We start from the raw sequence: 25,871 nt of genomic DNA on the forward strand, positions 1-25,871 counted from the left end.
CATTACGCCTGCTTCGTTTCCCGCGCCATACCGATATGCGGAATGCCATCTTCGTCATACACTTCCGTTACCGGCGTGAAGCCAAAGTGGGCATAGAACGACTGCAGGTGCGCCTGCGCGCCGAGGTATAACGCCTTGTCAGGCCACTGTTTATGGCACGCCTCCAGCGTTTTTTCCATCAGCTGATAGCCCAGTTTTTCACCGCGCGCCTTGCCGCTGATGATGACGCGACCGATCGCCACGGGCTCAAAATCGTCTTCGCTTTTCAGAATCCTCGCATACGCCACCAGCTCGTTATCCCGCCAGCCGAGGATATGGCGGTTCTCACCGACAAGGTCATCGCCGTCGATGTCCTGATATGGGCAGGTCTGTTCTACAACAAACACTTCACAGCGCAGTTTCAGCAGCGCATAAAGTGAATGAACGGTGAGGTCGCTATGATGTAAATCTTGCCACTGGATCATGTCAGTCTCCTTCCTGGGGTTCATCACGTTATACTAAACCCCTCCCCGTTCGGCAAAGGGCTGATTGCGTTATGGAACTGATTTTTCTGGGTACGTCCGCTGGCGTGCCAACCCGCTCACGAAACGTGACGGCGATCCTGCTGGATCTTAAGCATCCCACCCGCGGCGGGCTGTGGCTGTTTGACTGCGGTGAAGGGACACAGCATCAGCTGTTACACACCGCTTACCACCCCGGCAAGCTGGATAAAATTTTTATCACCCATCTGCATGGCGACCATCTGTTTGGCCTTCCCGGCCTGCTGTGCAGCCGCTCGATGGCCGGTAACGCCAACCCGCTGACGATTTACGGGCCAGCGGGTATTCGTGAATTTGTTGAAACTACGCTACGCCTGAGCGGGTCATGGACAGATTATCCGCTGGAGGTCGTTGAGATTGCCGAAGGCCTGGTTTTTGATGACGGGGATTACCGGGTTACCGCTCAACCGCTCAATCATCCTATGGAGTGCTATGGCTACCGTATTGATGCGCATGATAAACCCGGCGCGCTGGATGCCGCCGCGCTGATGGCCGACGGCGTAAAACCCGGGCCGCTGTTCCAGCGTCTGAAGCACGGAGAGACCGTCACGCTGGATGACGGACGCGTCATTAACGGTCAGGATTATCTCTCCGCACCGCAGCCCGGCAAAAAACTGGCGATTTTTGGCGATACGGCCCCGTGCCCGGCGGCGCTCACGCTGGCTCAGGGCGTGGACGTCATGGTGCATGAAGCGACGCTTGAAACGGCGATGGAAGAGAAAGCCAACAGCCGGGGCCATAGCTCCACGCGTCAGGCGGCGCAGCTTGCCCGTGACGCGGGCGTAGGGCGGCTCATCGTCACCCATGTCAGCTCGCGCTACGACGTGCGGGGATGCGCAAGCCTGCTGGCAGAGTGCCGCGCACTGTTCCCGGAATGTGAGCTGGCCGAAGATTTCGCTCAGGTTAGCGTTTAGTCCTTCATTTTTCCCTCAGGATGCCGATAACGATTAAAAGGTCAGCATTTCTCTCGAGGGTAGAATGGATAATTTCCAGAAAGATATTGATGACAGGGCGAATCTGACCCTGTCGAACCGTTTTGAACTGTTGCTGTTCCGTCTTGGCACCTCTCTGAACGAAAATAAATCCGAGCTGTTTGGCATTAACGTCTTTAAGCTGCGTGAAATTGTGCCGATGCCGGAGTTCACGAAACCCGCCGGGATGAAGTCACCGCTGATGGGAATGGTGAATATTCGCGATCAGGTGATCCCGGTGATTGACCTGGCCGCCGTGGCGGGCTGTAAGCCTACCACCGCGCTGAACATCCTGCTGATCACCGAATATGCGCGCAGCGTGCAGGCATTTGCCGTGGAATCGGTTGAGAACATCATGCGTCTGGACTGGAAGCAGGTGCATGCGGCGGAAACCGCCGTCAGCGGTCGCTACATCACCAGCATCGCGTGTCTTGACGAGAAGACCGATACCAACGATCTGGCGATGGTGCTGGACGTTGAGCAGATCCTGTATGACATCACCCCGGCCAATCACGATCTGCACGCCACGAATCTGAAGACCACCAAATTCCATATCAAGCCGGGCGCTGTCGCCATCGTTGCGGAAGATTCCAAGGTGGCGCGCTCGATGCTGGAGAAAGGTCTGCAGGCGATGGAGATCCCGGCACAGCTGCATATCACCGGCAAAGACGCGTGGGAGAAAATTGGCGTGCTGGCCGCACAGGCGCAGGCTGAAGGGGTTCCCATCACCGATAAGATCGCTCTGGTGCTGACCGACCTCGAAATGCCGGAGATGGACGGCTTTACGCTGACGCGCAAAATCAAAACCGATCCGATATTGAAGGACATTCCGGTAGTGATCCACTCTTCCCTGTCCGGCAACGCCAACGAAGACCATATTCGCAAGGTGAAGGCGGACGGATACGTCGCGAAGTTTGAGCTGAACGAGCTATCGTCGGTGATTGAGGAAGTGCTGGATCGCTCGATGAAGAAGATTGACGGGCCGTTGATTAGCAGGAAGCAGCTGGCTTAAGCATTGTGCGGGCTGGTGCCCTCACCCCAGCCCTCACCCACGGGGAGAGGGAGAAAACCATAAAAAAACCCGCCGAGGCGGGTTTTTTGTTTTTACATCAGCGGCATCGCTCGCTGCACGATATCAATCAGCGGCTGCGGATAAATACCGAAGATCAGCACCAGCAGTGCTGAGATAAGCACGACGATACCACCGGCGCTGTACTGCCAGTTGGTTGGGGCATCACGGTTGAGCTGCTGAGGCGCGCTCAGGTACAGGCTCACGGCCACGCGCAGGTAGTAGTAGAGACCAATCGCGGAGCCGATAACCACGCCTGCAGTCAGCCACCACAGGTGCGCCTGCACACCGACGGCCAGCACGTAGAACTTACCGATGAAGCCAAGCGTCATCGGGATACCTGCCAGAGAGAGCATCATCACGGTCATTACCGCAGACAGGATCGGACGGTGCCAGAACAGACCACGGTAGGAGAACAGTGAATCGGCATCCGGGCCACGGTACGGGCTGGACATCAGGCTCACCACGCCGAAGGCGCCGAGGCTGCTGAACAGGTAGCCGGCCAGATACACGCCCACGGCTTCCATCGACATCTCACCGCTCTGCAGCGCAATCAGCGCCACCATCAGGTAGCCCAGATGAGAGATAGACGAGTAGCCCAGCAGACGCTTGATGTTGGTCTGGCTCAGCGCCATCAGGTTACCGAAGATGATGGAGACGAACGCGATAATGCCCAGCACCACGCGAACCGCTTCGCTGTCACCAACCGGCGCGTACAGGAACAGACGCATGAACACACCGAAGATAGCGATTTTGCTCGCCGTCGCCAGGAAGGTCGACACCGGAGCCGGAGCGCCCTGGTATACGTCTGGCGTCCACAGGTGGAACGGCACCAGAGAGAGTTTGAAGCCGAGACCAACGATCATCATGCCCAGACCCGCCAGCAGCAGCGGCTCATGCAGCATGCCGTCACCGAGGCTCTTGCCGAGCGCCATGAAAGAGAGGTTACCGGACTGTGCGTACAGCAGCGCAATACCAAACAGCAGGAACGAGGACGCAGCAGCAGACAGAATGGTGTACTTGATGCTTGCTTCCAGGGAGCGCTTCTGACGGAAGGCGTAACCAATCAGGCCGAACAGCGGCAGTGAGATCAGCTCAATACCGAGGAACAGCGCGGCCAGGTGGTTCGCATTCGCCAGCAGAATGCCGCCCAGCGCGGCAATCAGAACCAGCAGGTAAAACTCTTCTTTGTTGTCGTTGTAGCCTTCGAGCCACGGGTACGCAAAGGTACAGGTTGCCAGGCTCGCCAGCAGCACCAGACCGGTATACAGCATGGCGTAACCGTCAACGCGCATCAGCGGGGTGACGTCCATCGCCCCACCCTGGCCAACAAACCAGAGAGAGACTAACGCGGCGTTCAGGCCGATGACCGACAGCGTGGCATTCAGGAAGTGATTGCGTCGCCACGCAATGGAGAGCATCACAACCACCACCGTCAATCCGACGATCAGCAGCGGTAGCAGCGCGATCAGTTGTTGTGGAGTTATTGTCATGGCGAATTACGGCCTTGTAGTAGAAGCAGAATTAACAAACCACTGCTGGATGTTACCCATCGCGCTATGCGAGGTATCCAGAATCGGCTGCGGGAAGAAGCCCAGCAGCACCAGCAGTACGACCAGCAGCAGGATGATGAACAGCTCACGCAGCGACATCCCCGGCAGTTCTTGTGCAGCAATTTCGCTCTTCGCTTTACCGAAGTAAGCGCGGTGCAGCATCGCCAGCGAGTACACGGAAGCGAACACCAGACCAAAGGTGGAGATCACGGTAATCACCGGTACCACTTTGAAGCTGCCGAACAGAATCATAAATTCGCCGACGAAGTTACCGGTACCCGGCATCCCCAGAGTGGCAACAGCGAAGAACATAGACAGCGCTGGCAGCCACTTAATTTTGCTCCACAGACCGCCCATCATGCGCATGTCGCGGGTATGCAGACGTTCATACAGCTGACCGCACAGGATGAAGAGGCCGGCTGCGGACAGACCGTGCGCAATCATCTGGATCACCGCGCCCTGGTACGCCAGCTGGCTGCCGGTGTAGATAGCAATCAGCACGAAGCCCATGTGGGAAACGGAGGTGTAGGCAATCAGACGCTTGATGTCGTACTGCGTGAAGGCCATCCAGGCACCGTAGAAGATACCGATCACACCCAGCCACATGGCAATCGGTGCGAATTCTGCGGAGGCATTCGGGAACAGCGGCAGTGCGAAACGCAGCAGACCGTAGGCCGCCGTTTTCAGCAAGATGCCCGCCAGGTCAACGGAACCCGCCGTTGGTGCCTGAGAGTGCGCGTCTGGCAGCCAGCCGTGCAGCGGAACGACCGGCATTTTCACCGCGAACGCAATGAAGAAGCCCAGCATCAGCAGGTATTCAACGCCGTGGGACATTGGCGTCTTCAGCAGATCTTCGTAGTTGAAGGTCCAGGTACCGGTCGCGTTGTGGTGAACAAACACCAGCGCCAGAATGGCAATCAACATCACCAGACCACTCGCCTGGGTATAGATGAAGAACTTGGTTGCCGCCGTGATACGCGTTTTACCGTCGGACGCCTTGTGGCCCCACAGCGCGATCAGGAAGTACATCGGCACCAGCATCATCTCCCAGAAGAAGAAGAACAGGAACATGTCGATGGCAAGGAACACGCCGATCACGCCGCCCAGGATCCACATCAGGTTCAGGTGGAAGAAGCCCTGGTATTTTTCGATTTCTCGCCAGGAGCAAAGTACCGCCAGAACGCCGAGCAGACCGGTCAGCACCACCATCAGCAGCGACAGACCGTCAATCGCCAGGTGGATCGTAATGCCGAAACGCGGGATCCACGGCAGGATGAACTCAGACTGCCACTGCGGAATGCCCGCAGACTGGGTCAGTGAGTAACCGCCCTGCAACCACAGTTGCAGGCCAAGCGCGAGCGTCAATCCCATGGTGATCAGCGCGATCCAGCGCGGCATCTTCACGCCAAAGCGTTCAGTCTGCCAGCACAGGAAGCCGCCGATGAAGGGAATTAATATTAGCCAGGGTAGTAACATGGCGATTTACATTCCTTTTTAAGGCCCCCAGCAGGGGCCTGATTTTCAACGAATTCGAATAAAATTCACTTAACGATCAACGCAACACCATCAGCAGCGCCAGCACGACAACCGCACCGATGCTCATGGACGCCACATACCAGCGCAGGTAACCGTTCTCGCTGTACAGCAGGCCTTTGCCTGCAAAGCGGGAAAGGATCGCCGGGATATTCATCAGGCTGTTCAGCGGGTCGCGCTTCAGCAGCCACGCAATGCCCAGGAACGGCTTAACGAAGATCATGTCGTACAGCCAGTCGAAGCCCCACGCGTTGTACCACCAGGTGCCCAGCAGACGGCCCGGCGCGCTGTTGGCAACAGCAGTCACCAGCGTACGTTTGCCCAGCCACAGCCATGCAGCGATCAGGATGCCCGCGATAGCGACCACGCCCGAGGTGATTTCAAGCGTCAGAACGCGACCGTGCTCAAGCTCGGTGGTGTCTGGCAGTACGCCCTGCAGCGGCGGCACAATCATCGCGCCAACGAAGGTGGACAGTACCAGCAGCACAATCAGCGGCAGGTGGTGGGTAATTCCCTTCCCTGCGTGAGCGTGAATTTGTTCTTTACCGTGGAATACGATGAAAATCATACGGAAGGTATACAGGGAGGTCATGAACGCACCGACCAGACCCGCAACCATCAGATTGATATGACCATTCGCCATGGCACCCGCAAGGATTTCGTCCTTACTGAAGAAGCCCGCGGTGATCAGCGGCAGTGCCGCCAGCGCCGCGCCGCCTACCAGGAAGCAGATATAAACCAGCGGGATGGATTTACGCAGTCCGCCCATCTTGAAGATGTTCTGCTCGTGATGGCAGGCCAGAATCACGGAACCGGATGAGAGGAACAGCAGCGCTTTAAAGAACGCGTGCGTCATCAGGTGGAAAATGGCTGCGTCCCACGCCTGAACGCCCAGCGCCAGGAACATGTAACCAATCTGGCTCATGGTGGAATACGCGAGGACGCGTTTGATGTCGGTCTGCACCAGCGCGGCAAAGCCTGCCAGCACCAGCGTTACCGCACCAACGATACCCACCAGATGCAGAATTTCCGGGGTCATCAGGAACAGGCCATGGGTACGCGCAATCAGGTAAACACCGGCGGTCACCATGGTCGCGGCGTGGATCAGCGCGGAGACAGGGGTTGGACCCGCCATCGCGTCGGCCAGCCATGTCTGCAACGGCAGCTGCGCGGATTTACCCACGGCACCACCCAGCAGCATCAGCGTTGCCCACCACAGCATGTTGTTGCCTGCGGCGAAGTGCGCTGGCGCCAGTTCCACCATTTCGCGGAAGTTCAGCGTGCCCAGCTCGTTGTAAAGAATGAACAGCGCGAAAGCGAGGAAGACGTCACCCACGCGGGTTACGACGAACGCTTTCATGGCCGCTGCGCCATTCTTCGGATCGGTGTAGTAGAAACCGATCAGCAGGTAAGAACACAGACCCACGCCTTCCCAGCCCAGATACATCAGCAGCAGGTTATCGGCCAGGACCAGAACCACCATGCTGGCGATAAACAGGTTGGTGTAGGCGAAGAAGCGGGAGTAACCCTCTTCACCGCGCATATACCAGGAGGCGAACATGTGGATCAGGAAGCCAACGCCGGTAACCACGGAGAGCATGGTCAGCGAGAGGCCGTCCAGCACCAGGTTGAAGCCGATGTTGAAATCACCGACCGACATCCACGTCCACAGCGGCACGCTGAAAGGCTGACGTCCGTTGTTAAAGAAGTCGATACCCGCATACGCTGTCACCAGCGCAGCCAGGCCGATGGAGCCAATGCCCACGGTCGCAGACAGATTCTCAGACCAGCGGCCGCGAGAAAACGCCAGCAGCACGAAGCCAATCAGCGGAAAAATAATGGTTAAGGCAAGCATGTTCATCCACGCAACTCACTTACTGAATCGATGTTCAGGTTCTGGCGGCGACGATGGAGCTGCAGCAACAGCGCCAGGCCAATACTCGCTTCGGCAGCCGCGAGGCTGATGGCGAGAATGTACATCACCTGACCATCGGTCTGGCCCCAGTAGCTTCCGGCGACCACGAAGGCCAGCGCGGAGGCGTTAATCATGATTTCCAAACCGATCAGCATAAACAGCAGATTGCGGCGGATAACCAGACCGGTCAGACCCAGGACGAATAAAATCGCAGCGAGGATCAGTCCATGTGTTAAGGGGATCATGCGCGCTCCTCCATTTTTCTTTTCGCGCGGTCGTCAGTGCGGTTGCTCAGCACCTCACCAACACGCTCTTCGCGGCCAACGTGGAAAGCAACAACCAGACCTGCCAGCAGCAGCATTGAGGCCAGTTCAACCGCCAGAACGTATGGGCCAAAGAGCGTAATACCGACCTCTTTCGCGCCAATCGGCGTGCCGTCGATGCCCTGATCGTTTACGCCCAGAATGGCGTAAACAATCACCACCAGCATGATGGCCGACAAAATTGCCGGGCCAATCCACACCTGCGGTTTTAACCACTGACGTTCCTGCTCAATTTCAGAGCCGCCCAGGTTCAGCATCATCACCACGAACACGAACAGCACCATGATGGCCCCGGCGTAGACGATGATTTCCAGCGCACCGGCGAAGTGCGCGCCCAGTGCGAAGAACACCCCGGAAATGGCCAGCAGCGAGATGATTAAGTACAGCAGCGCATGCACCGGATTGGTGTGCGTAATCACTCGTAGCGTAGCCAGGATGGCGATAAGGCCACAGATATAAAAAGCGAATTCCATTGCCCTCTCCTTACGGTAACAGGCTCTTGACGTCGATAGGCTTAGCTTCGTTCTCTGCTTCGCCCTTATCTTTGCCGTCGATTGCCATACCCGCCATCCGGTAGAAGTTATATTCCGGGTATTTGCCCGGACCGGAAATCAGCAGATCCTCTTTCTCGTACACCAGGTCCTGACGCTTGTACTCACCCAGCTCGAAGTCTGGAGTCAGCTGAATCGCCGTGGTTGGGCACGCTTCTTCACACAGACCGCAGAAGATGCAGCGTGAGAAGTTGATGCGGAAGAACTCAGGGTACCAGCGGCCGTCTACCGTCTCTGCTTTCTGCAGAGAGATACAGCCTACCGGACACGCTACCGCACACAGGTTACAGGCAACGCAGCGCTCGGAACCGTCCGGGTCTCGCGTCAGCACGATACGGCCACGGTAGCGCGGCGGCAGATATACCGGCTCTTCCGGGTACATCCGGGTTTCGCGTTTGGCAAACGCGTGCAGGCCGATCATCCAGATACTGCGTACCTGGGTACCGAAGCCTACCAGTAATTCTTTTAAGGTCATGGTCTATAGCCCCTTATGGCTGCTGCCAGAGAATGACAGCAGCCGTTACCAACAAGTTGACGAGCGTCAACGGCAGGCACACTTTCCAGCCGAAGGACATTACCTGGTCATAACGCGGACGCGGTAACGCTGCGCGAATCAAAATGAACATCATCATGAAGAACGCGGTTTTCAGCGCGAACCAGATGAACGGCGGTAAGAACGGGCCATGCCAGCCACCGAAGAACAGCGTTACCATCAACGCGGAAATGGTGACGATACCGATGTACTCGCCCACAAAGAACAGACCGAATTTCATACCGGAATATTCGATGTGGTAACCGTCGGCCAGTTCCTGTTCGGCTTCTGGCTGGTCAAACGGGTGACGGTGACACACGGCCACGCCCGCGATTGCAAAGGTAATAAACCCAAAGAACTGCGGAATAACGTTCCAGATGTCGGCCTGGTTATTGACGATGTCGGTCATGTTGAATGAACCGGCCTGCGCCACCACGCCCATCAGGGAGAGCCCCAGGAACACTTCGTAGCTCAGCGTCTGCGCGGAAGCACGCATCGCACCCAGCAGCGAGTATTTGTTGTTACTGGACCAGCCGGCGAACAGCACCGCGTAAACCGCGAGGCCTGCCATCATCAGGAAGAATAGAATGCCGATGTTCAGGTCAGCGACCACCCAGGTCGGGCTAACCGGAACGATAGCAAACGCCAGCAGCAGCGAGGTGAAGGCGATCATCGGTGCCAGAGTAAAGATCACGCGGTCCGAGAAGCGCGGGATCCAGTCCTCTTTAAAGAACATCTTGATCATGTCCGCGACCAGCTGGAGTGAACCACCCCAGCCCACGCGGTTCGGTCCGTAACGGTTCTGGAACAGACCGAGCAGACGACGTTCACCAAAGCTCATGAACGCGCCGCAGGTGACCACCACCAGCAGAATAACAATCGCTTTCAGAATGCTCAGCAGGATGTCGATAAGATCCGGCGTTAACCAACTCATGCTTTTGCCTCCTGCAGATTATCAAGACGCGCACCCGCCAGAACCGGCGCAATGCCAGGCATACCCATCGGCAGACCCACCTGCCCTGCTGTCAGACCTTCGGAGATAATCAGCGGCAGGCTGATTGTCTGGCCGTCATAGCTAAAGGCAATGTTTGCGCCAGCGTTAACGCCAAGCTTCGCGGCATCTGCCGGGTTGAGCTTGATGTAAGGCTGCGGCATGCGGGTCTGGAAGACCGGTGAACGCTGGGACAGCTCGTCGCTACCGAACAGATGGTAGTACGGCGCGATACGCCAGCTGCCATCCTGCGCCTGGAAGCTCGCCGGTACGGTGGTGAAGAAGTCCAGACCGGTTTCGGAGGCTTCGATCAGACGTACGCCCGGATCGCCGTGGCGCAGGGAGCCACCCACTTCAGCCTGGAACTTGTTCCATGCCTGCGGGGAGTTCCAGCCTGGCGCCCATGCGAATGGGATTTGCGAACGCGGCGCAGACGGCTGGTTGTTCCCTTCCATGGAGAAGGCGAACATGGTGTCTTTATCCTGCGGCTGGCGCGGTTCGTGCACGCTGATATTGGCGCGCATCGCGGTACGGCCGCTGTAGCGGTGCGGTTCACGCGCCAGTTTCTGGCCGCGAATGCGGAAGCTTGCTTCAGGTGCGGCATCTTTAATGCCTGCCAGCTGAGGCAGTTTTTCCACCACCGCGTCGATAACGTGGTCGAGCTGCGTCCAGTCCACTTCACGGCTCTGCACGGTGCTGTGCAGGGAGTGCAGCCAGCGCCAGCTTTCCAGCATCACGGTGTTGCTGTCGTAGTACGCCGGGTCGTAAACCTGGAAGAAACGCTGTGCGCGGCCTTCGTTGTTGATAACGGTACCGTCGCTTTCTGCGAAGCTTGCCGCAGAGAGCACCAGGTGCGCTTTGTCCATGATCGCGGTGCGCTGATGGTCAATGACCATCACCAGCGGCGCTTTGGAGAGCGCGGCGTCAACGCGAGCGGCAGAGGCGTGGCGATGCAGGTCGTTTTCCAGCACCACAACGGCGTCAGCGGCACCGGATTCCAGTTCGCTTAACGCTGCTTCCAGCGAGCCGCCGCCGATCATGCCCAGACCAATGCTGTTCACCGCACGGGCAATCATGGTCACACCGACGTCCGCACCGCGGCCTTTCAGGGCTTTGGCAACGTTGGCTGCCGCCTGAATGATCTCCGCGCTGCCGGCGTTGGTACCAGAAATAATCAGCGGTTTTTTCGCACCTGCCAGGGCCTGAACAATTACGTCGACCTTGTTCTGCAGGTCACGATCCAGCTCAACGGCCGGCGAGCTGTTGTCCAGCGCGTGGGCGATGGCAAAGCCAAGCCGAGCCTGATCTTCAACCGGTGCGCAGTAGGTCCACGCCGCGATATCGTCCAGACGGGTGTTGTCGACGTTGGTCACAAACAGAGGATGCTTCGCACGCTGGCCGATGTTCAGGATCGCCGCAATCTGCCAGTCAGCCACTTTCTGCGCCGCTGCCATTTCACGTGCTTTACCCTTCACCGCCTGACGAACCGCCAGAGCCGCACGTGCGCCCGTCTGCGTCAGGTCTTCACCCAGCACCAGGACCGCATCATAAGATTCGATTTCGCGCAGCGCAGGGGTATGAATACCGCCTTCACGCAGCACTTTCAGTACCAGCTGCAGACGTTCCTGCTCGCCCTGAGCGATACCGGTATAGAAGTTTTCCGCGCCAACCAGCTCGCGCAGCGCGAAGTTGCTTTCGATGCTGGCGCGCGGGGAGCCAATACCGATCACTTTCTTCGACTGGCGCAGAATATCTGCCGCGCCCTGCATCGCCTGTTCAGCGTTCAGGGTAATGAAGTCGTCGCCACGGCGCTGAACCGGCTGACGCGGACGGTCTTTCAGGTTCACATAGCCATAGCCGAAACGACCGCGGTCGCACAGGAAGTAGTGGTTAACGGTGCCGTTGTAACGGTTTTCGATACGACGCAGCTCGCCGTAACGCTCACCCGGGCTGGTGTTACAGCCGAGGGAACACTGCTGGCAGATGCTTGGCGCAAACTGCATGTCCCATTTACGGTTGTAACGCTCGGAGTGGGTTTTATCCGTGAATACGCCGGTCGGGCAGATTTCTACCAGGTTACCGGAGAATTCGCTTTCAAGCGTACCGTCTTCCGGACGACCGAAGTAGACGTTATCGTGCGCGCCATATACGCCCAGATCCTGACCGTCTGCGTAGTCTTTGTAGTAACGCACGCAGCGGTAGCAGGCGATGCAGCGGTTCATTTCGTGAGAGATGAACGGCCCCAGGTCCTGGTTACGGTGGGTACGCTTGGTAAAGCGATAGCGACGGAAGCTGTGGCCGGTCATCACGGTCATATCCTGAAGGTGGCAGTTACCGCCCTCTTCACAGACCGGACAGTCGTGCGGGTGGTTGGTCATCAACCATTCCACAACGCTTTCGCGGAACTGTTTGGCTTCTTCGTCATCAATCGAAATAAAGGTGCCTTCGGTGGCTGGCGTCATACAGGACATCACCAGGCGACCACGCGTGTCTTCCGCGTTTTGATATTGCTTCACCGCACACTGGCGGCAAGCACCGACGCTGCCCAGCGCCGGATGCCAGCAAAAGTACGGAATATCGAGGCCAAGAGACAGACAAGCTTCCAGCAGGTTGTCCGCCCCGTTGACTTCGTATTCTTTGCCGTCTACATGAATCGTAGCCATTAGCATGCTTCCAGTTGGCTCGGTCGAAACCGAGCGTTAATCAAAATTCTTGTCGTTACCAGCGCGCTTTAAGCAGGTTCGGCTGAATCCCATTAATCGCATGGGTATTGCTGAACGGCTGCTTGATGCCTGCTTCGAACTCGTCGCGGAAATATTTGATCGCGCTCTGCAGAGGTTCGACGGCACCCGGTGCGTGGGCACAGAAGGTTTTACCCGGGCCTAAGAATCGACACAGTTGCTCAAGCGTCTCGATATCCCCAGGCTGGCCTTCGCCACGTTCGATTGCACGCAGGATCTTCACGCTCCACGGCAGACCATCACGGCACGGTGTACACCAGCCGCAGGACTCACGGGCGAAGAACTCTTCCAGGTTACGCACCAGCGAGACCATGCCGATCTCGTGGTCGACGGCCATCGCCAGCGCCGTACCCAGACGGCTGCCTGCTTTACCAATGCTTTCGAATTCCATTGGCAGGTCAAGGTGGGCTTCGGTCAGGAAGTCTGTCCCTGCCCCACCCGGCTGCCAGGCTTTGAATTTCAGACCATCACGCATGCCGCCAGCGTAGTCTTCAAGAATTTCACGTGCGGTGGTACCGAACGGCAGTTCCCAGACGCCAGGATTTTTAACGCGACCAGAGAAGCCCATCAGCTTGGTACCGGCATCTTTGCTTGAGGAGATGCCCTGATACCACTCCACGCCGTTGGCGAGGATAGCCGGAACGTTACACAGGGTTTCAACGTTGTTTACGCAGGTCGGTTTACCCCATACGCCGGAGCTTGCCGGGAACGGTGGCTTGGAACGCGGGTTCGCGCGGCGGCCTTCCAGAGAGTTAATCAGCGCGGTTTCTTCACCGCAGATATAACGCCCTGCGCCGGTGTGCACGAACAGTTCGAAGTCAAACCCGGTACCCAGGATGTTTTTGCCCAGCAGTCCCGCTTCGGTAGCTTCGGCAATCGCGCGACGCAGGTTTTCCGCCGCTTCGATGTACTCACCGCGCAGGAAGATGTAGCCGCGGTACGCTTTCAGCGCAAACGCGGAGATCAGCATGCCTTCCACCAGCAGGTGCGGCAGCTGTTCCATCAGCAGGCGGTCTTTATAGGTGCCCGGCTCCATTTCATCGGCGTTACACAGCAGGTAACGGATGTTCATGGATTCGTCTTTCGGCATCAGGCTCCACTTCAAACCGGTGGAGAAGCCCGCACCGCCGCGCCCTTTCAGGCCGGAGTCTTTCACCGCGTTAACAATGTCGTCCGGCGCCATGCCGCCAAGGGCTTTACGCGCGCCGGCATAGCCGTTTTTGCTCTGGTATTCGTCGAGCCATACCGGCTGTTTGTCATCGCGCAGACGCCAGGTCAGCGGATGCGTCTCAGCAGTACGAATTACAGTTTTCATTTGTACTGCTCCAGCAGGTCAGGAATCGCTTCCGGCGTCAGATGGCTGTGAGTGTCCTCATCAATCATCATGGTCGGCCCCTTGTCGCAGTTACCCAGGCAGCAGGTTGGCAGCAGGGTAAAGCGTCCATCGAACGTGGTCTGGCCCGGCTTGATATTGAGCTTCTTCTCAATCGCAGCCTGAATGCCCTGATAACCGGTGATGTGGCAGACAACGCTGTCACAGTAGCGGATCACATGGCGGCCAACCGGCTGACGGAAGATCTGGCTGTAGAACGTGGCTACGCCTTCTACGTCACTTGCCGGAATACCCAGCACTTTCGCGATCTCATAGATCGCCCCATCCGGCACCCAACCACGCTGTTTCTGTACGATTTTCAGCGCTTCAATGGACGCCGCACGCGGGTCTTCGTAGTGGTGCATCTCGTGCTCAATGGCGGCACGTTCTGCTTCACTCAGCTCAAAAGCCTCGGTTTGTGGTTGTTGATTCTCGTGCATAATTAGCGGTCCACATCTGACATAACAAAATCGATACTACCCAGATACACAATCAGGTCGGAGACCAGACTGCCGCGGATGGCGGACGGGATCTGCTGCAGGTGCGCAAAGCTCGGCGTACGCACGCGGGTACGGTAGCTCATGGTGCTGCCGTCACTGGTCAGGTAGTAACTGTTAATACCCTTGGTCGCTTCAATCATCTGGAAGGATTCTTGCGCCGGCATGACCGGACCCCAGGAAACCTGCAGGAAGTGGGTGATCAGGGTTTCGATATGTTGCAGCGTGCGCTCTTTCGGTGGCGGCGTCGTCAGCGGGTGATCCGCCTTGAACGGGCCTTCCGGCATGTTGTTGAGGCACTGCTCAAGGATGCGCAGACTCTGACGCAGCTCTTCTACTTTCAGCATCACGCGGGTGTAGCAGTCGGAGACACCGCCGCCCACCGGGACTTCAAAGTCGAAGTTCTCGTAGCCAGAGTAAGGACGGGCTTTACGCACGTCGAAATCAATACCGGTCGCACGCAGACCTGCACCTGTCGTACCCCACTCCAGCGCTTCTTTCGCGCCGTAGGCGGCAACGCCCTGGGAACGGCCTTTCAGGATGGTGTTGCGCAACGCGGCTTTCTCGTATGACGCCAGACGTTTTGGCATCCAGTCGAGGAACTCACGCAGCAGACGGTCCCAGCCGCGCGGCAGATCGTGTGCCACACCGCCGATACGGAACCAGGCCGGGTGCATACGGAAACCGGTAATTGCTTCCACCAGATCGTAGATTTTCTGACGGTCGGTAAAGGCGAAGAAGACCGGGGTCATCGCGCCGACGTCCTGAATGAACGTGGAGATGTACAGCAGGTGGCTGTTGATACGGAACAGTTCTGACAGCATGACGCGAATCACGTTAACGCGATCCGGCGTAACGATACCCGCCAGTTTCTCAACGGCCAGCACGTATGGCATTTCGTTGACGCAGCCGCCGAGGTACTCGATACGGTCGGTATACGGAATGTAGCTGTGCCAGGACTGACGCTCGCCCATCTTCTCAGCGCCACGGTGGTGGTAGCCGATGTCAGGAACGCAGTCGACAATCTCTTCGCCATCAAGCTGAAGAATAATACGGAATGCACCGTGCGCAGACGGGTGGTTTGGACCGAGGTTGAGGAACATGAAGTCCTCGTTGTCGGTACCGCGCTTCATCCCCCAGTCTTCCGGCTTGAAGGTCAGCGCTTCCATTTCCAGATCCTGCTTGGCTTTGGTCAGCTCAAACGGATCGAATTCGGTTGCACGCGCAGGGTAGTCTTTACGCAGCGGGTGGCCGGTCCAGGTCTGCGGCATCATGATGCGCGTCAGATGCGGGTGGCCGTCGAAGGTCATGCCGAACATTTCCCAGGTTTCACGCTCATACCAGTTCGCGTTCGGGAAAAGTTTGGTGATCGTCGGCAGATGCATGTCGTTTTCAGACAATGCCACCTTGAGCATGATATCCGTATTACGGTCTATTGAGATCAGGTGGTAGAAAACGGAAAAATCCGCAGCAGGGAGACCCTGGCGGTGGGTACGCAGACGTTCATCCATGCCGTGTAAGTCAAACAGCATGACGTACGGTTTTGGCAATTTCTTGAGGAAATCGACAACTTCCAGCAATTGCTCACGCTTCACCCAAACAACGGGTACCCCGGTGCGGGTAGCCTGAACAGTAAAGGCATCCGGCCCAAAACGGTTGCGCAGTTCGCCAATGACTGGGTCATCCAGATGATCCCGGGTCTGCCAGGCGGCTTCTTGCGCGGTTAAGTCGGTCATATTGTTCACCATTGCAAATGGTCCGTGGTGACTGTTGAGCCTGGCTTCGCGCTATTTGAGTAGTGATATGCGAAGGTGTTCTCCAGGCCTACAGGCGCAAATTAAATTTCGTCAGGCGTACGCAGGTTGGTGACGGCAATACGTTCACCACGTTTACGCTCGCGCTCAGACTGCATGTTCGCGCGATACACACCCTGATCGCCAACAACCCACGACAGTGGGCGACGTTCTTTACCGATAGACTCCTGCAGCAGCATCAGCGCCTGCATGTAGGCTTCCGGACGTGGCGGACAACCCGGGATGTACACATCCACTGGGATAAATTTATCTACGCCCTGCACGACGGAATAAATGTCGTACATACCGCCAGAGTTTGCACATGCGCCCATGGAGATAACCCATTTTGGCTCCAGCATCTGGTCATAAAGACGCTGAATAACAGGTGCCATCTTGGTAAAGCACGTACCGGCAACCACCATCAGGTCAGCCTGACGCGGGGAAGCACGGAGTACCTCGGCCCCAAAACGCGCAACGTCATGCACCGCAGTGAATGACGTCACCATTTCAACGTAGCAGCAAGAAAGACCAAAGTTGTACGGCCAGATGGAGTTCTTACGACCCCAGTTGACCATATCGTGCATGGCATGTTCGAGCTTGCCCATGTACACGCTTTTATTGACTTCTTGCTCCAGGGGGTCGGTTACGATCTCCTGTTTTTGCAGGGGGTAACGGTCATTCTCACCGTTAGGATCTATGCGGGTGAGCGTATAATCCATCTTATTGCCTCGCTGTTACTGCTGACGATTAGAGATACTGTTTTCCGGGTTGATGTGTTCACGACGTGAACGCGCAGGCGTCCAGTCAAGCGCGCCAATACGCACCAGATAAACCAGACCGGCCAGTAGCACTAAAATGAAAATTGCGGCCTCGACAAAGCCCACCCAACCACTTTCGCGGATGGACGTTGACCATGCGAAAAGGTAAAGCGCTTCCACGTCAAAGATGACGAAGAACATGGCTACCAGATAGAACTTGGCAGACAGGCGTAAGCGAGCGGAACCTACTGAATCAATACCTGATTCGAAAGGTGTGTTTTTGTGCCTTGCACGGGCGCGACCGCCCAGGAACCAGCCGCCGACTAACATCAGGCAGCACAGGCCAATGGCTACAATAAGAAAGATTGCGAATGCCCAGTGATGAGCGATGACTTCTGTGGATGTTGACATACTCATTGCTTACTCATCAAAAGTGATACCAACGACACTGCTCTTGCTGGCAGATGGGCATCACATCGATTCATGGGGAGGAACAAATAACCTTACACTAACTGTCAGAAATGAGACGTAGACAGCAAAATGATGGGGTTTTTTACTCCTTTCTATAACCTATTGTCAACTTTAACAAAGGTTTCTTCACATTAAATTACATCGAGCGATTCTCATTAACATTTGGTGCCCTTTAACCCTGGTGGGTGCATGACTTTCCGTCAAATGTATGTTGTTGAATCGTGTCCGTTTCGGAAGTAAAAAAAATAACCCTCCTATTTTGACAGGATTTGCCAACGATTCCTCCCCCCAAATAGGAGTATTTTCTTGATCTGCGACACGCTTTTGTTAATTCAACATGGAAAACGGCAACATATTTCCTGTTTTTTTAACATGAGAAGGATATGGATGAAGTTAGAACGGAAAATGGACAAGTTTTAAGCTAAAGCATTCACCTTATTGATAAGTAAAATAATATCCTGAAAATCCATGCGCCATAAGCGGGTATTATTGCTTAAAAAAAGCCACTGCATGTGAAAATCACATGAGTGGCTTTTTTCTACACTTACATTTTGTTACCAGAATATTGAGCTATCGATCACTCAAAATCCCCTTCGACGATAAGGGAATCATCCCCCCCTTCGGAGGTAACGCGCTCGAACTGCCACGGGTTATGGTAGTTTTCCATCGCCTCGAACACCACTTTTGCCAACTCGTTATGGCTGGACGAATTGTGGCAGAGCAGATACTCCGTATCCGGCAGCGCAGGAAGACCATCGGATTTCCCCAGGACGCGCAGATCGGGACTCATCATCTCTACCGGACGGGCCGTTACACCCAGACCAGCCTTCACGGCGGCACGAACCGCTGGCAGCGTGGAAGCCACATACGCCAGACGCCACGGAATGTTGGCCTCATTCAGCGCCGTGAGTACCATATCGCGGAACGGGCTCGGGTCATCCAGTAATACCAGCGGAACCGGCTCCCCTTTTTGCAGCACGTACTCGGCTGCACAATACCAGTGCGTAGGCGATGTGCGCAGCGTCAGGCAATCAAACTGCCCGGGACGATGCGTCGTCACCACCAGGTCGACTTTATGCTCATTTAACATCTCAACCATAAAGGCATTACGTTTTACGCTAACGTCAAGCGCAAGCTTCGGATAAACCGAACTAATACGATTGAGAAGAAACGGCAATATAGTATCCGCTGACTCATCAGATGCGCCTAACGTTAGCACCCCTTGAAGGTTGCTAAACATTAATGACATACATGCTTCATCATTAAAGCGAAGAATTTTCCTGGCATAACCCAGTAGCTGAATACCGTGTTCCGTTAAGAGCTTATTACGCCCGTGACGTGCAAAAAGCTCTTTACCGACCAGCTGCTCCAGCCGCTGCATTTGCTGGCTAACGGCGGACTGAGTTCGGCAAACGGCGGCAGCAGCAGCTGCAAAAGTGTTGAGATCGGCGACCGCAACAAACGTTCTCAGCAGATCGAGGTCGAGATTCATTATCGGACGATTTGCATTTATCATATCTATTCACTTTCAGGTTGCTCGTGCGGAGCTGCCCGGGTTGAAGCTGTGTGTAACAGTTAAGCAATTCCCTCTGAAGGTTTTCCCTCGCATCCCGGCCCGGCAGACTGCCTGACAGATAGTTATTGTGCTGCTTTATATCAACAGTCAGAAAGCACGTTTCATGACGTTATTTTTATTCTCTTAAACGTTCAGGATATTTAGATGTTCGCAGGTTTATGTAAATTACATTAAAGGTATAACACCTTTTCTGCCATCTTTATCGCAGCGTTGTCAACGTAGCAGGAGATGTTTGACACATTCCAGCCAGAGATAACTCCAACAATAACAATCAATTAATTCGAAAAGTCAGTGCCAGATATACAAAATTCTTGCATCTGTTCTCTGCTTTCCTGAAAGACATCTTAACCCAAATCCACTTTATTTATAAGTCTTATTGCAATATTGAGGATTAAAGAAGAATGTTAAGCTTCTAAACTAATTTTATTAAAATTAACTAAAGTTGCATTTTATAGGTTAATAATAAATAAATTTTAATTTAGATTAAGACCATTCATTAATGGCACTTAACATTAATTTCACATGAGTAACTTTTAGCCACATTACGCTTTTACAGGAACATGTATCAAGCATTCAGGTTTTACGAAAAGTCACTCAGGGTGATTGCTTCCGCTGTCAGGTTCACCACTTATTTTCACTAGCACAATATACAGAATTTTGACAAATGAATAGCACATTTAACCTGTCATCATGCTATGCGCACAACTTTAAGACAGTGAAAAAGCTTACGAACAGCGAAAAAGATTTATCAGAATTTTATTCCCGACACAAAATCTTCTACTGCAAACCCTTCAAAACGAAGCGAGGGGGGAGTACATTATTCCGTGCTGACTTCCACGGCAGGGAGTGGCAATAATAGCGAAAAGGTTAAAGGTTCATGTCCCCTATCGAAAAATCCAGCAAGCTAGATAACGTCTGTTATGACATCCGCGGCCCGGTTCTGAAAGAGGCAAAACGCCTTGAAGAGGAAGGCAATAAGGTTCTGAAACTCAACATCGGTAACCCTGCGCCATTTGGTTTTGAAGCGCCGGATGAAATTCTGGTTGATGTGATCCGCAACCTTCCTACTGCACAAGGCTATTGCGATTCAAAAGGACTTTACTCCGCACGTAAAGCCATCATGCAGCACTACCAGGCACGCGGTATGCGTGATGTTACCGTTGAAGATATCTATATCGGCAACGGCGTTTCCGAACTGATCGTGCAGGCGATGCAGGCGCTGCTGAACAGCGGGGACGAAATGCTGGTACCCGCGCCGGACTATCCGCTGTGGACGGCTGCCGTATCACTGTCGAGCGGTAAAGCCGTGCACTATCTCTGCGACGAGTCCTCTGACTGGTTCCCGGACCTCGATGATATTCGCGCAAAAATTACGCCCCGCACGCGCGGCATCGTGATCATTAACCCGAACAACCCGACGGGCGCAGTGTACTCAAAAGAGCTGCTGATGGAGATCGTCGAGCTCGCCCGCCAGCACAACCTGATCATCTTTGCCGACGAAATCTACGACAAGATCCTGTACGACGCGGCACAGCACCATTCAATCGCTGCGCTGGCCCCGGATCTGCTGACCGTCACCTTTAACGGCCTGTCTAAAACCTACCGCGTGGCCGGTTTCCGCCAGGGCTGGATGGTACTGAACGGTCCGAAAAAGCACGCCAAAGGCTATATTGAAGGGCTGGAGATGCTGGCCTCCATGCGTTTATGTGCCAACGTTCCGGCGCAGCACGCGATCCAGACGGCTCTCGGCGGTTATCAGAGCATTAGCGAGTTCATCGTTCCCGGTGGTCGCCTGTACGAACAGCGCAACCGCGCGTGGGAGCTGATCAACGATATCCCAGGCGTCTCCTGCGTGAAGCCGAATGGCGCGCTCTATATGTTCCCGAAAATTGACGCGAAGCGTTTCAATATTCACGACGACCAGAAAATGGTGCTCGATTTCCTGCTGCAGGAAAAAGTGCTGCTGGTTCAGGGGACGGCGTTTAACTGGCCGTGGCCGGATCACGTGCGCATCGTGACGCTGCCGCGCGAAGATGACCTCGAAATGGCCATCAGCCGCTTCGGGCGCTTCCTGTCCGGATACCATCAGTAATCTTAAAATCAGGCTACTTCGGTAGCCTGATTTGCATCTTCCCTCCCCTCCCCGCACAATGAACGCCTGTCGCAGTGAAGACAAAAGGTAACCTATGAGTCAGAGTCATTTCTTCGCCCACCTCTCCCGCCTGAAACTCATCAATCGCTGGCCGCTGATGCGCAACGTGCGCACAGAGAATGTGTCAGAGCACAGCCTACAGGTTGCGATGGTCGCTCACGCGCTGGCCGCCATTAAAAACCGCAAATTCAACGGTCAGGTCAATCCAGAGCGCATCGCACTGCTGGCGATGTACCACGATGCGTCGGAAGTGCTGACAGGCGACCTGCCCACGCCGGTGAAATATTTCAACTCGCAAATTGCGCAGGAATACAAGGCCATCGAGAAGATTGCCCAGCAGAAGCTGATTGACATGGTGCCGGATGAGTTGCGCGACATCTTTGAGCCGCTCATCGATGAGCATCAGTACACGGAAGATGAAAAGTCGCTGGTCAAACAGGCCGACGCGCTCTGCGCCTACCTGAAGTGTCTGGAAGAGCTATCTGCAGGGAATAACGAATTTTTACTGGCGAAAACGCGTCTGGAAAAAACGCTGGAATCCCGCCGCAGCGCAGAGATGGACTATTTTATGCAGGTATTTGTGCCGAGCTTCCATCTGTCGCTGGATGAGATTAGCCAGGATTCACCGTTGTAATCTGTTTGCCCCGCGGCGCTGCGCTTGCAGGGCCTACGGGTTGTTGCCCGGGTAAGGCGCAGCCGCCCCCCGGCAAAATTATCAGAACGGGAACAGGACCGGTATCAATACCACGCACACCACCATCACCATCACGGTGAACGGCACGCCCAGCTTCACGAAATCACTGAACCTGTAATTCCCGGGCCCCAGCACCAGCGTATTCACCGGTGAAGAAACTGGCGTCATAAACGCCGCAGAGGCCGCCATTGCGACCATCATCGCAAAGGGATACGGCGACACGCCCATGGATTTGGCCATCGCTAGCGCAATCGGCGCCATCAGTACCGCCGTCGCGGTATTGGAGATAAACAGACCGATGGTGGCGCACATGATAAACAGACAGACCAGCATCATGTACGGCCCATACCCGCCGCCAACGTCCATTAAGCCTTTAACGATCAGATCCACCCCGCCGGTTTTTTGCAGCGCCAGGGCAAAAGGCATCATCCCGACGATGAGGATAATGCTCGGCCAGTGAATGGCTTTATACGCGCTTTCGGCGTCAATGCAGCGGAATTTGCCCATCAACAGGCAGGCGATAATTGCCGCAACCGGATTGGGGATTTCATCGGTCAGCATCAGCGCCACCATCAGCACCAGACAAAAAATCGCGTGGGGCGCCTGGCTGTGCGCCGGGGAAGCATCGCTCTCCTCAACAGGCATGTTGAGTACCACAAAATCGCGCCCTTTCTGCCCGAGCTGGCTAATCAGCTTCCAGTTACCGACAACGAGGAAGATATCGCCCAGCAGGATCGGCTCATCCACCACCGCCCCTTCCATCGCCACGCCATCGCGCTTCAGGCCCACGACATTCAGGCCATAGCGGGTTCGGAACCCCATTTCCCGCACGGTTTTGCCCAGCAGTTCCGATTCCGGGATCAGCGATACTTCGGCCATACCGACATCCAGCGCTTGATCGGAGAAATACTCCCCGCGCAGCACCATCGGTTCCAGCAGCTGCTCGCTGCAAAACTCGCGCAGATCCACGTCCGCGGTGGACATATCAATCAGCAGGACGTCCCGCGCGCGGAATTCCGACACTCCGTTGACGTTGACGATCACCCGGCGAAAACGACGCCAGCGCTCTACGCCGATCACGTTTGCGCCATAGCGCTCACGCAGCTTCAGGTCGTCCAGGCGCTGTCCCACCATCGGCGAGCCGGGGCGAATAGCCAGACGGCGCGCGCGCCCGGTGAGACGGTACTCTTTAATCAGATCGCGGAAGGTGCGTCGCTTCCACCCTTCTTTATTTTTGTCCTGTTTTTCACCTTTCAGGGCAAAGCGGGTCAGCAGCATGTAGACCACGCCCAGGACCAGAATGACCAGCCCAAGCGGGGTGACGCTGAAAAAACTGAAGCCCTGAAATCCTTCCCGGATAAGCTCGCTGTTGACGACCAGGTTCGGCGGCGTTGCTACCAGCGTCATCATTCCGCTGATCAAACCGGCAAAACTCAGGGGCATCATCAGGCGCGACGGCGAGATCTGCATCCGCATAGAGACGCTCAGCACCACCGGTATAAAGATTGCGACCACGCCCGTTGAGCTCATAAACGCCCCCAGCCCGGCGACGGTCACCATCAGGTAGATCAGCATTTTCGTTTCGCTGCTGCCCGCCACCTTCACCAGCCACGACCCCATGATGGTTGCCACGCCGGTACGCACCAGCCCATCACCGATAATAAACAGGGCGGCAATCAGGATAACGTTGGGATCGCTAAACCCGGAGAAGGCTTCCGGCAGCGTGAGCGTACCGCTCAGCACAAACGCGACGATGACAAACAAGGCGACGGCGTCCATGCGTACCTTGCCCGTTGCAAAAAGAAGGATGGCGATTAAAAGCAGGCTCAGGACCCAAATCAGTTCACCGTTCACAACATGTCCTTGTCAGTGGGAGATGAGGAATTTTGCCATAAAAAAGCCCCAGCAATGTGGGGCTATATCATGTGATTACATTTTTAGCGAGACGGTTACAACCCCGTCAGAGGCTTTCGAAACAGCCAGCGCCGTCAGTGAATCCAGCACAAAATCTGCTTCCTCCAGGCGGGGAGATCCCGCCGGAACATTCACCGCGATAACGTGGCTTCCGGCGTTCAGCCCGGCCAATACGCCAGCGGCCGCATCTTCCACCACCACGCACTCTGCGGGCGCGAGGCCCAACAGTTCAGCGCCCAGTAAAAACGCGTCGGGTTCCGGTTTACCGCGCTTTACGCGCTCCGCAGTGATAAACACTTCCGGCTTCGGTAAACCTGCCGCCTTATGACGGGCGTGGGCGACGGGAATGGAGCCTGAGGTAACGATAGCCCACGGGATCTGCGCCTCGTTCAGATGCTCAAGCAGCTCGCGCGCGCCCGGTAAGGCTGTGATGCCGTCCGTATCCGTGGCTTCAATGTGTTCCAGGTATTTGAACTCCGCCTGAATTTCGTCCTCAGAGCGTCCGGCCAGGAAGTGCCGTAGCGAGGTAATGGCCTGTTTGCCATGGATAAAATTCAGCACGTCCTGATGGTCGATGCCATGTCGGTCAGCCCAATGGCACCACGAACGCTCCACAACCGGCAGCGAATCTACCAGCGTACCGTCCAGATCAAACAGAAAACCTCTACACTGCACACGCACCTCCGTCAGGCATTAATGATTTGTTGAATTTCGTTGCTGCTTAAATGGTACTGACGCGGGCAGGCGTGCCACGCGCTTAGCATACGCTGATATTTCTCCCACATTGGGGTCTGCGCGTTGAAGCCGTGGGTGCCCGCGTCAAAGTGGGTATAGCGCCCTTCTGTATTCACCATAAAGCGAACATAGCTCAGATAACGCGCTTCCGTTGCGGCATCAAAGCCTAAGAAGGTCACCCGGCGCTCGTCAATGGACTGCTGATCTTTGAGATTCGTCCAGGACACGTGCAGGGCGTGATACATCTCCATAATGTCGATCACGATGCGGCAGGTTTCTTCTTTCAGCTCGCCAAACTCGCGGTCCAGTTCGCGCATTTGCAAACCAAAACCGCGTTCTACGATGGTTTGCAGGCGGCTGTAGCGCGCAGCGTTATCGGGATCAAGCATAGTCATCATCTTGTACTGGTTAGACAAAATCAGACGTTGAGCATGGGTCATTTCCATCTTTCGACTCCTGTAGCGCATTGCACTTTAAAAAAAAGACACGGTAACTGATTGTTACTGTGCCTTCTTTTCGTCGTCGTTTCGATGATCAATCACAAGTCATCGAGGAATGTTTTATCCAGTTGCTTAAAAGCGCGCTTTAACGTGTCCGCCAGCGCCTGGTAATCCGGCTTGCCTTCAACCGGGGCGAGCGCCTGCCCGGCCTCCTCCAGTTTTCCGCGCACTTCATAAAACCAGTGTAAAATAGAAGGGGGAAGCGGAGTGATGGACCGTTTACCTAACCACCACAGGCCCTGCATCGGCAGGCTTAATGCGAAGAGCGCCGTCGCGACGGCAGGGCCAAGCTGCCCACCCAACGCAATCTGCCAGCACAGCGTAAAGACAGCGACTGGCGGCATAAAGCGAATCGCATAGCGCGTGGCGCGGATGGTGCGATTCTCAATAAACATCGGCGCAAGGCGCTTTTCCATCGGCCACGTCTTTGCGTAATGCTGTCCCCGACGAAACAGACTAAAGAAATTTACGGACGGGTTCTCTGGTGTCGACATGGCTGTACCTCAACTTCACATATAAAAATTAAAATTTTCGTGCAAAACCACAACAAGCTATGACAACGTTCAAAATATTTTGTCATCACTACCCCGTATCGGGTATCCTGTGCCAGCCTGATAGGGCCATAGACGAGAATCATTAACTCGTCAAATTATTGCATATTATGCCATTGGCTGAAAATTGTGCAAAATGG

Annotated in this window: 23 protein-coding genes; 4 read left to right on the forward strand and 19 right to left on the reverse strand. The window is 55.4% G+C overall.

From position 1 onward, the window contains the following. Positions 1-2: 2 nt before the first annotated feature. On the reverse strand, positions 3-464 hold the full coding sequence (locus ACJ69_RS11685) for a GNAT family N-acetyltransferase (protein WP_059347084.1): 462 nt from the start codon (positions 462-464) through the stop codon (positions 3-5). A 71-nt stretch (positions 465-535) separates the two neighbouring features. Here ACJ69_RS11685 and rbn point away from each other — a divergent pair, with 71 nt between their 5' ends. Beyond that, on the forward strand, positions 536-1,453 hold the full coding sequence (rbn, locus tag ACJ69_RS11690) for a ribonuclease BN (RefSeq protein WP_059347085.1): 918 nt from the start codon (positions 536-538) through the stop codon (positions 1,451-1,453). A gap of 64 nt (positions 1,454-1,517) precedes the next feature. After that, positions 1,518-2,522, forward strand: coding sequence for a chemotaxis protein (locus ACJ69_RS11695; protein WP_054829673.1), 1,005 nt, complete (start codon positions 1,518-1,520; stop codon positions 2,520-2,522). A 92-nt stretch (positions 2,523-2,614) separates the two neighbouring features. Here ACJ69_RS11695 and nuoN read toward each other — a convergent pair whose 3' ends face one another. The 14 genes from nuoN to lrhA all read right to left on the reverse strand — a co-directional run bounded on the left by nuoN (position 2,615) and on the right by lrhA (position 19,125). Then, on the reverse strand, positions 2,615-4,072 hold the full coding sequence (gene nuoN / locus ACJ69_RS11700) for an NADH-quinone oxidoreductase subunit NuoN (protein ID WP_059347086.1): 1,458 nt from the start codon (positions 4,070-4,072) through the stop codon (positions 2,615-2,617). 6 nt (positions 4,073-4,078) lie between these two features. Continuing rightward, positions 4,079-5,608: an NADH-quinone oxidoreductase subunit M gene (gene nuoM / locus ACJ69_RS11705; RefSeq protein WP_023312532.1), complete on the reverse strand. Its 1,530-nt coding sequence runs from the start codon at positions 5,606-5,608 to the stop codon at positions 4,079-4,081. Positions 5,609-5,684: 76 nt separating this feature from the next. Further along, complete coding sequence (gene nuoL / locus ACJ69_RS11710) at positions 5,685-7,526, reverse strand: NADH-quinone oxidoreductase subunit L (protein WP_032659160.1); 1,842 nt, start codon at positions 7,524-7,526, stop codon at positions 5,685-5,687. After that, a complete protein-coding gene (gene nuoK, locus ACJ69_RS11715) occupies positions 7,523-7,825 on the reverse strand; it encodes an NADH-quinone oxidoreductase subunit NuoK (RefSeq protein WP_003861496.1) in 303 nt (100 codons plus the stop codon). The genes nuoL and nuoK overlap by 4 nt, the downstream gene beginning before the upstream one ends. Further along, the gene (gene nuoJ, locus ACJ69_RS11720; protein ID WP_029741935.1) at positions 7,822-8,376 is read right to left on the reverse strand and encodes an NADH-quinone oxidoreductase subunit J; all 555 of its coding nucleotides are present in this window, start codon (positions 8,374-8,376) and stop codon (positions 7,822-7,824) included. Before nuoJ ends, nuoK begins: the two co-directional genes overlap by 4 nt. Before the next feature lie 10 nt (positions 8,377-8,386). After that, complete coding sequence (gene nuoI / locus ACJ69_RS11725) at positions 8,387-8,929, reverse strand: NADH-quinone oxidoreductase subunit NuoI (protein ID WP_003861491.1); 543 nt, start codon at positions 8,927-8,929, stop codon at positions 8,387-8,389. 13 nt (positions 8,930-8,942) lie between these two features. Continuing rightward, on the reverse strand, positions 8,943-9,920 hold the full coding sequence (nuoH, locus tag ACJ69_RS11730) for an NADH-quinone oxidoreductase subunit NuoH (protein ID WP_008500211.1): 978 nt from the start codon (positions 9,918-9,920) through the stop codon (positions 8,943-8,945). Beyond that, a complete protein-coding gene (nuoG, locus tag ACJ69_RS11735) occupies positions 9,917-12,640 on the reverse strand; it encodes an NADH-quinone oxidoreductase subunit NuoG (protein ID WP_029741934.1) in 2,724 nt (907 codons plus the stop codon). Before nuoG ends, nuoH begins: the two co-directional genes overlap by 4 nt. A gap of 55 nt (positions 12,641-12,695) precedes the next feature. Continuing rightward, entirely contained in the window at positions 12,696-14,033 is a 1,338-nt protein-coding gene (gene nuoF, locus ACJ69_RS11740) for an NADH-quinone oxidoreductase subunit NuoF (protein WP_023312536.1), read from the reverse strand. Then, positions 14,030-14,530 (reverse strand): NADH-quinone oxidoreductase subunit NuoE, encoded by a 501-nt coding sequence (gene nuoE / locus ACJ69_RS11745; protein ID WP_006176513.1) that lies wholly within the window; start codon positions 14,528-14,530, stop codon positions 14,030-14,032. The genes nuoF and nuoE overlap by 4 nt, the downstream gene beginning before the upstream one ends. 2 nt (positions 14,531-14,532) lie before the next feature. Then, positions 14,533-16,335, reverse strand: coding sequence for an NADH-quinone oxidoreductase subunit C/D (gene nuoC / locus ACJ69_RS11750; protein WP_023312537.1), 1,803 nt, complete (start codon positions 16,333-16,335; stop codon positions 14,533-14,535). Positions 16,336-16,424: 89 nt separating this feature from the next. Continuing rightward, a complete protein-coding gene (gene nuoB, locus ACJ69_RS11755; protein ID WP_003861482.1) occupies positions 16,425-17,099 on the reverse strand; it encodes an NADH-quinone oxidoreductase subunit NuoB in 675 nt (224 codons plus the stop codon). Between the two features lie 15 nt (positions 17,100-17,114). Then, a complete protein-coding gene (gene nuoA / locus ACJ69_RS11760; RefSeq protein WP_014171000.1) occupies positions 17,115-17,555 on the reverse strand; it encodes an NADH-quinone oxidoreductase subunit NuoA in 441 nt (146 codons plus the stop codon). Between the two features lie 631 nt (positions 17,556-18,186). Next, positions 18,187-19,125, reverse strand: a complete 939-nt coding sequence (gene lrhA, locus ACJ69_RS11765; protein WP_029741933.1) for a transcriptional regulator LrhA — start codon at positions 19,123-19,125, stop codon at positions 18,187-18,189. Positions 19,126-20,062: 937 nt separating this feature from the next. Between lrhA and alaA the strand changes: the two genes are divergently transcribed. Together alaA and yfbR are read left to right on the forward strand one after the other, a co-directional pair. Continuing rightward, positions 20,063-21,277, forward strand: a complete 1,215-nt coding sequence (gene alaA / locus ACJ69_RS11770) for an alanine transaminase AlaA (RefSeq protein ID WP_008500204.1) — start codon at positions 20,063-20,065, stop codon at positions 21,275-21,277. A 94-nt stretch (positions 21,278-21,371) separates the two neighbouring features. After that, on the forward strand, positions 21,372-21,971 hold the full coding sequence (yfbR, locus tag ACJ69_RS11775; RefSeq protein ID WP_029741932.1) for a 5'-deoxynucleotidase: 600 nt from the start codon (positions 21,372-21,374) through the stop codon (positions 21,969-21,971). Positions 21,972-22,052: 81 nt separating this feature from the next. On the opposite strand, the gene ACJ69_RS11780 is transcribed toward yfbR, so the two are convergent. The 4 genes from ACJ69_RS11780 to yfbV form a co-directional block, all read right to left on the reverse strand. Continuing rightward, the gene (locus ACJ69_RS11780) at positions 22,053-23,885 is read right to left on the reverse strand and encodes an SLC13 family permease (RefSeq protein ID WP_059347087.1); all 1,833 of its coding nucleotides are present in this window, start codon (positions 23,883-23,885) and stop codon (positions 22,053-22,055) included. A gap of 75 nt (positions 23,886-23,960) precedes the next feature. Next, positions 23,961-24,620, reverse strand: a complete 660-nt coding sequence (locus tag ACJ69_RS11785) for a sugar phosphatase (protein WP_045402709.1) — start codon at positions 24,618-24,620, stop codon at positions 23,961-23,963. A gap of 11 nt (positions 24,621-24,631) precedes the next feature. Beyond that, positions 24,632-25,126: a YfbU family protein gene (locus tag ACJ69_RS11790; protein ID WP_023312542.1), complete on the reverse strand. Its 495-nt coding sequence runs from the start codon at positions 25,124-25,126 to the stop codon at positions 24,632-24,634. A 92-nt stretch (positions 25,127-25,218) separates the two neighbouring features. Next, a complete protein-coding gene (yfbV, locus tag ACJ69_RS11795; protein WP_023312543.1) occupies positions 25,219-25,674 on the reverse strand; it encodes a terminus macrodomain insulation protein YfbV in 456 nt (151 codons plus the stop codon). Positions 25,675-25,871: the final 197 nt, after the last annotated feature.

This window comes from Enterobacter asburiae (assembly GCF_001521715.1).
Classification (GTDB): Bacteria; Pseudomonadota; Gammaproteobacteria; order Enterobacterales; family Enterobacteriaceae; genus Enterobacter; species Enterobacter asburiae.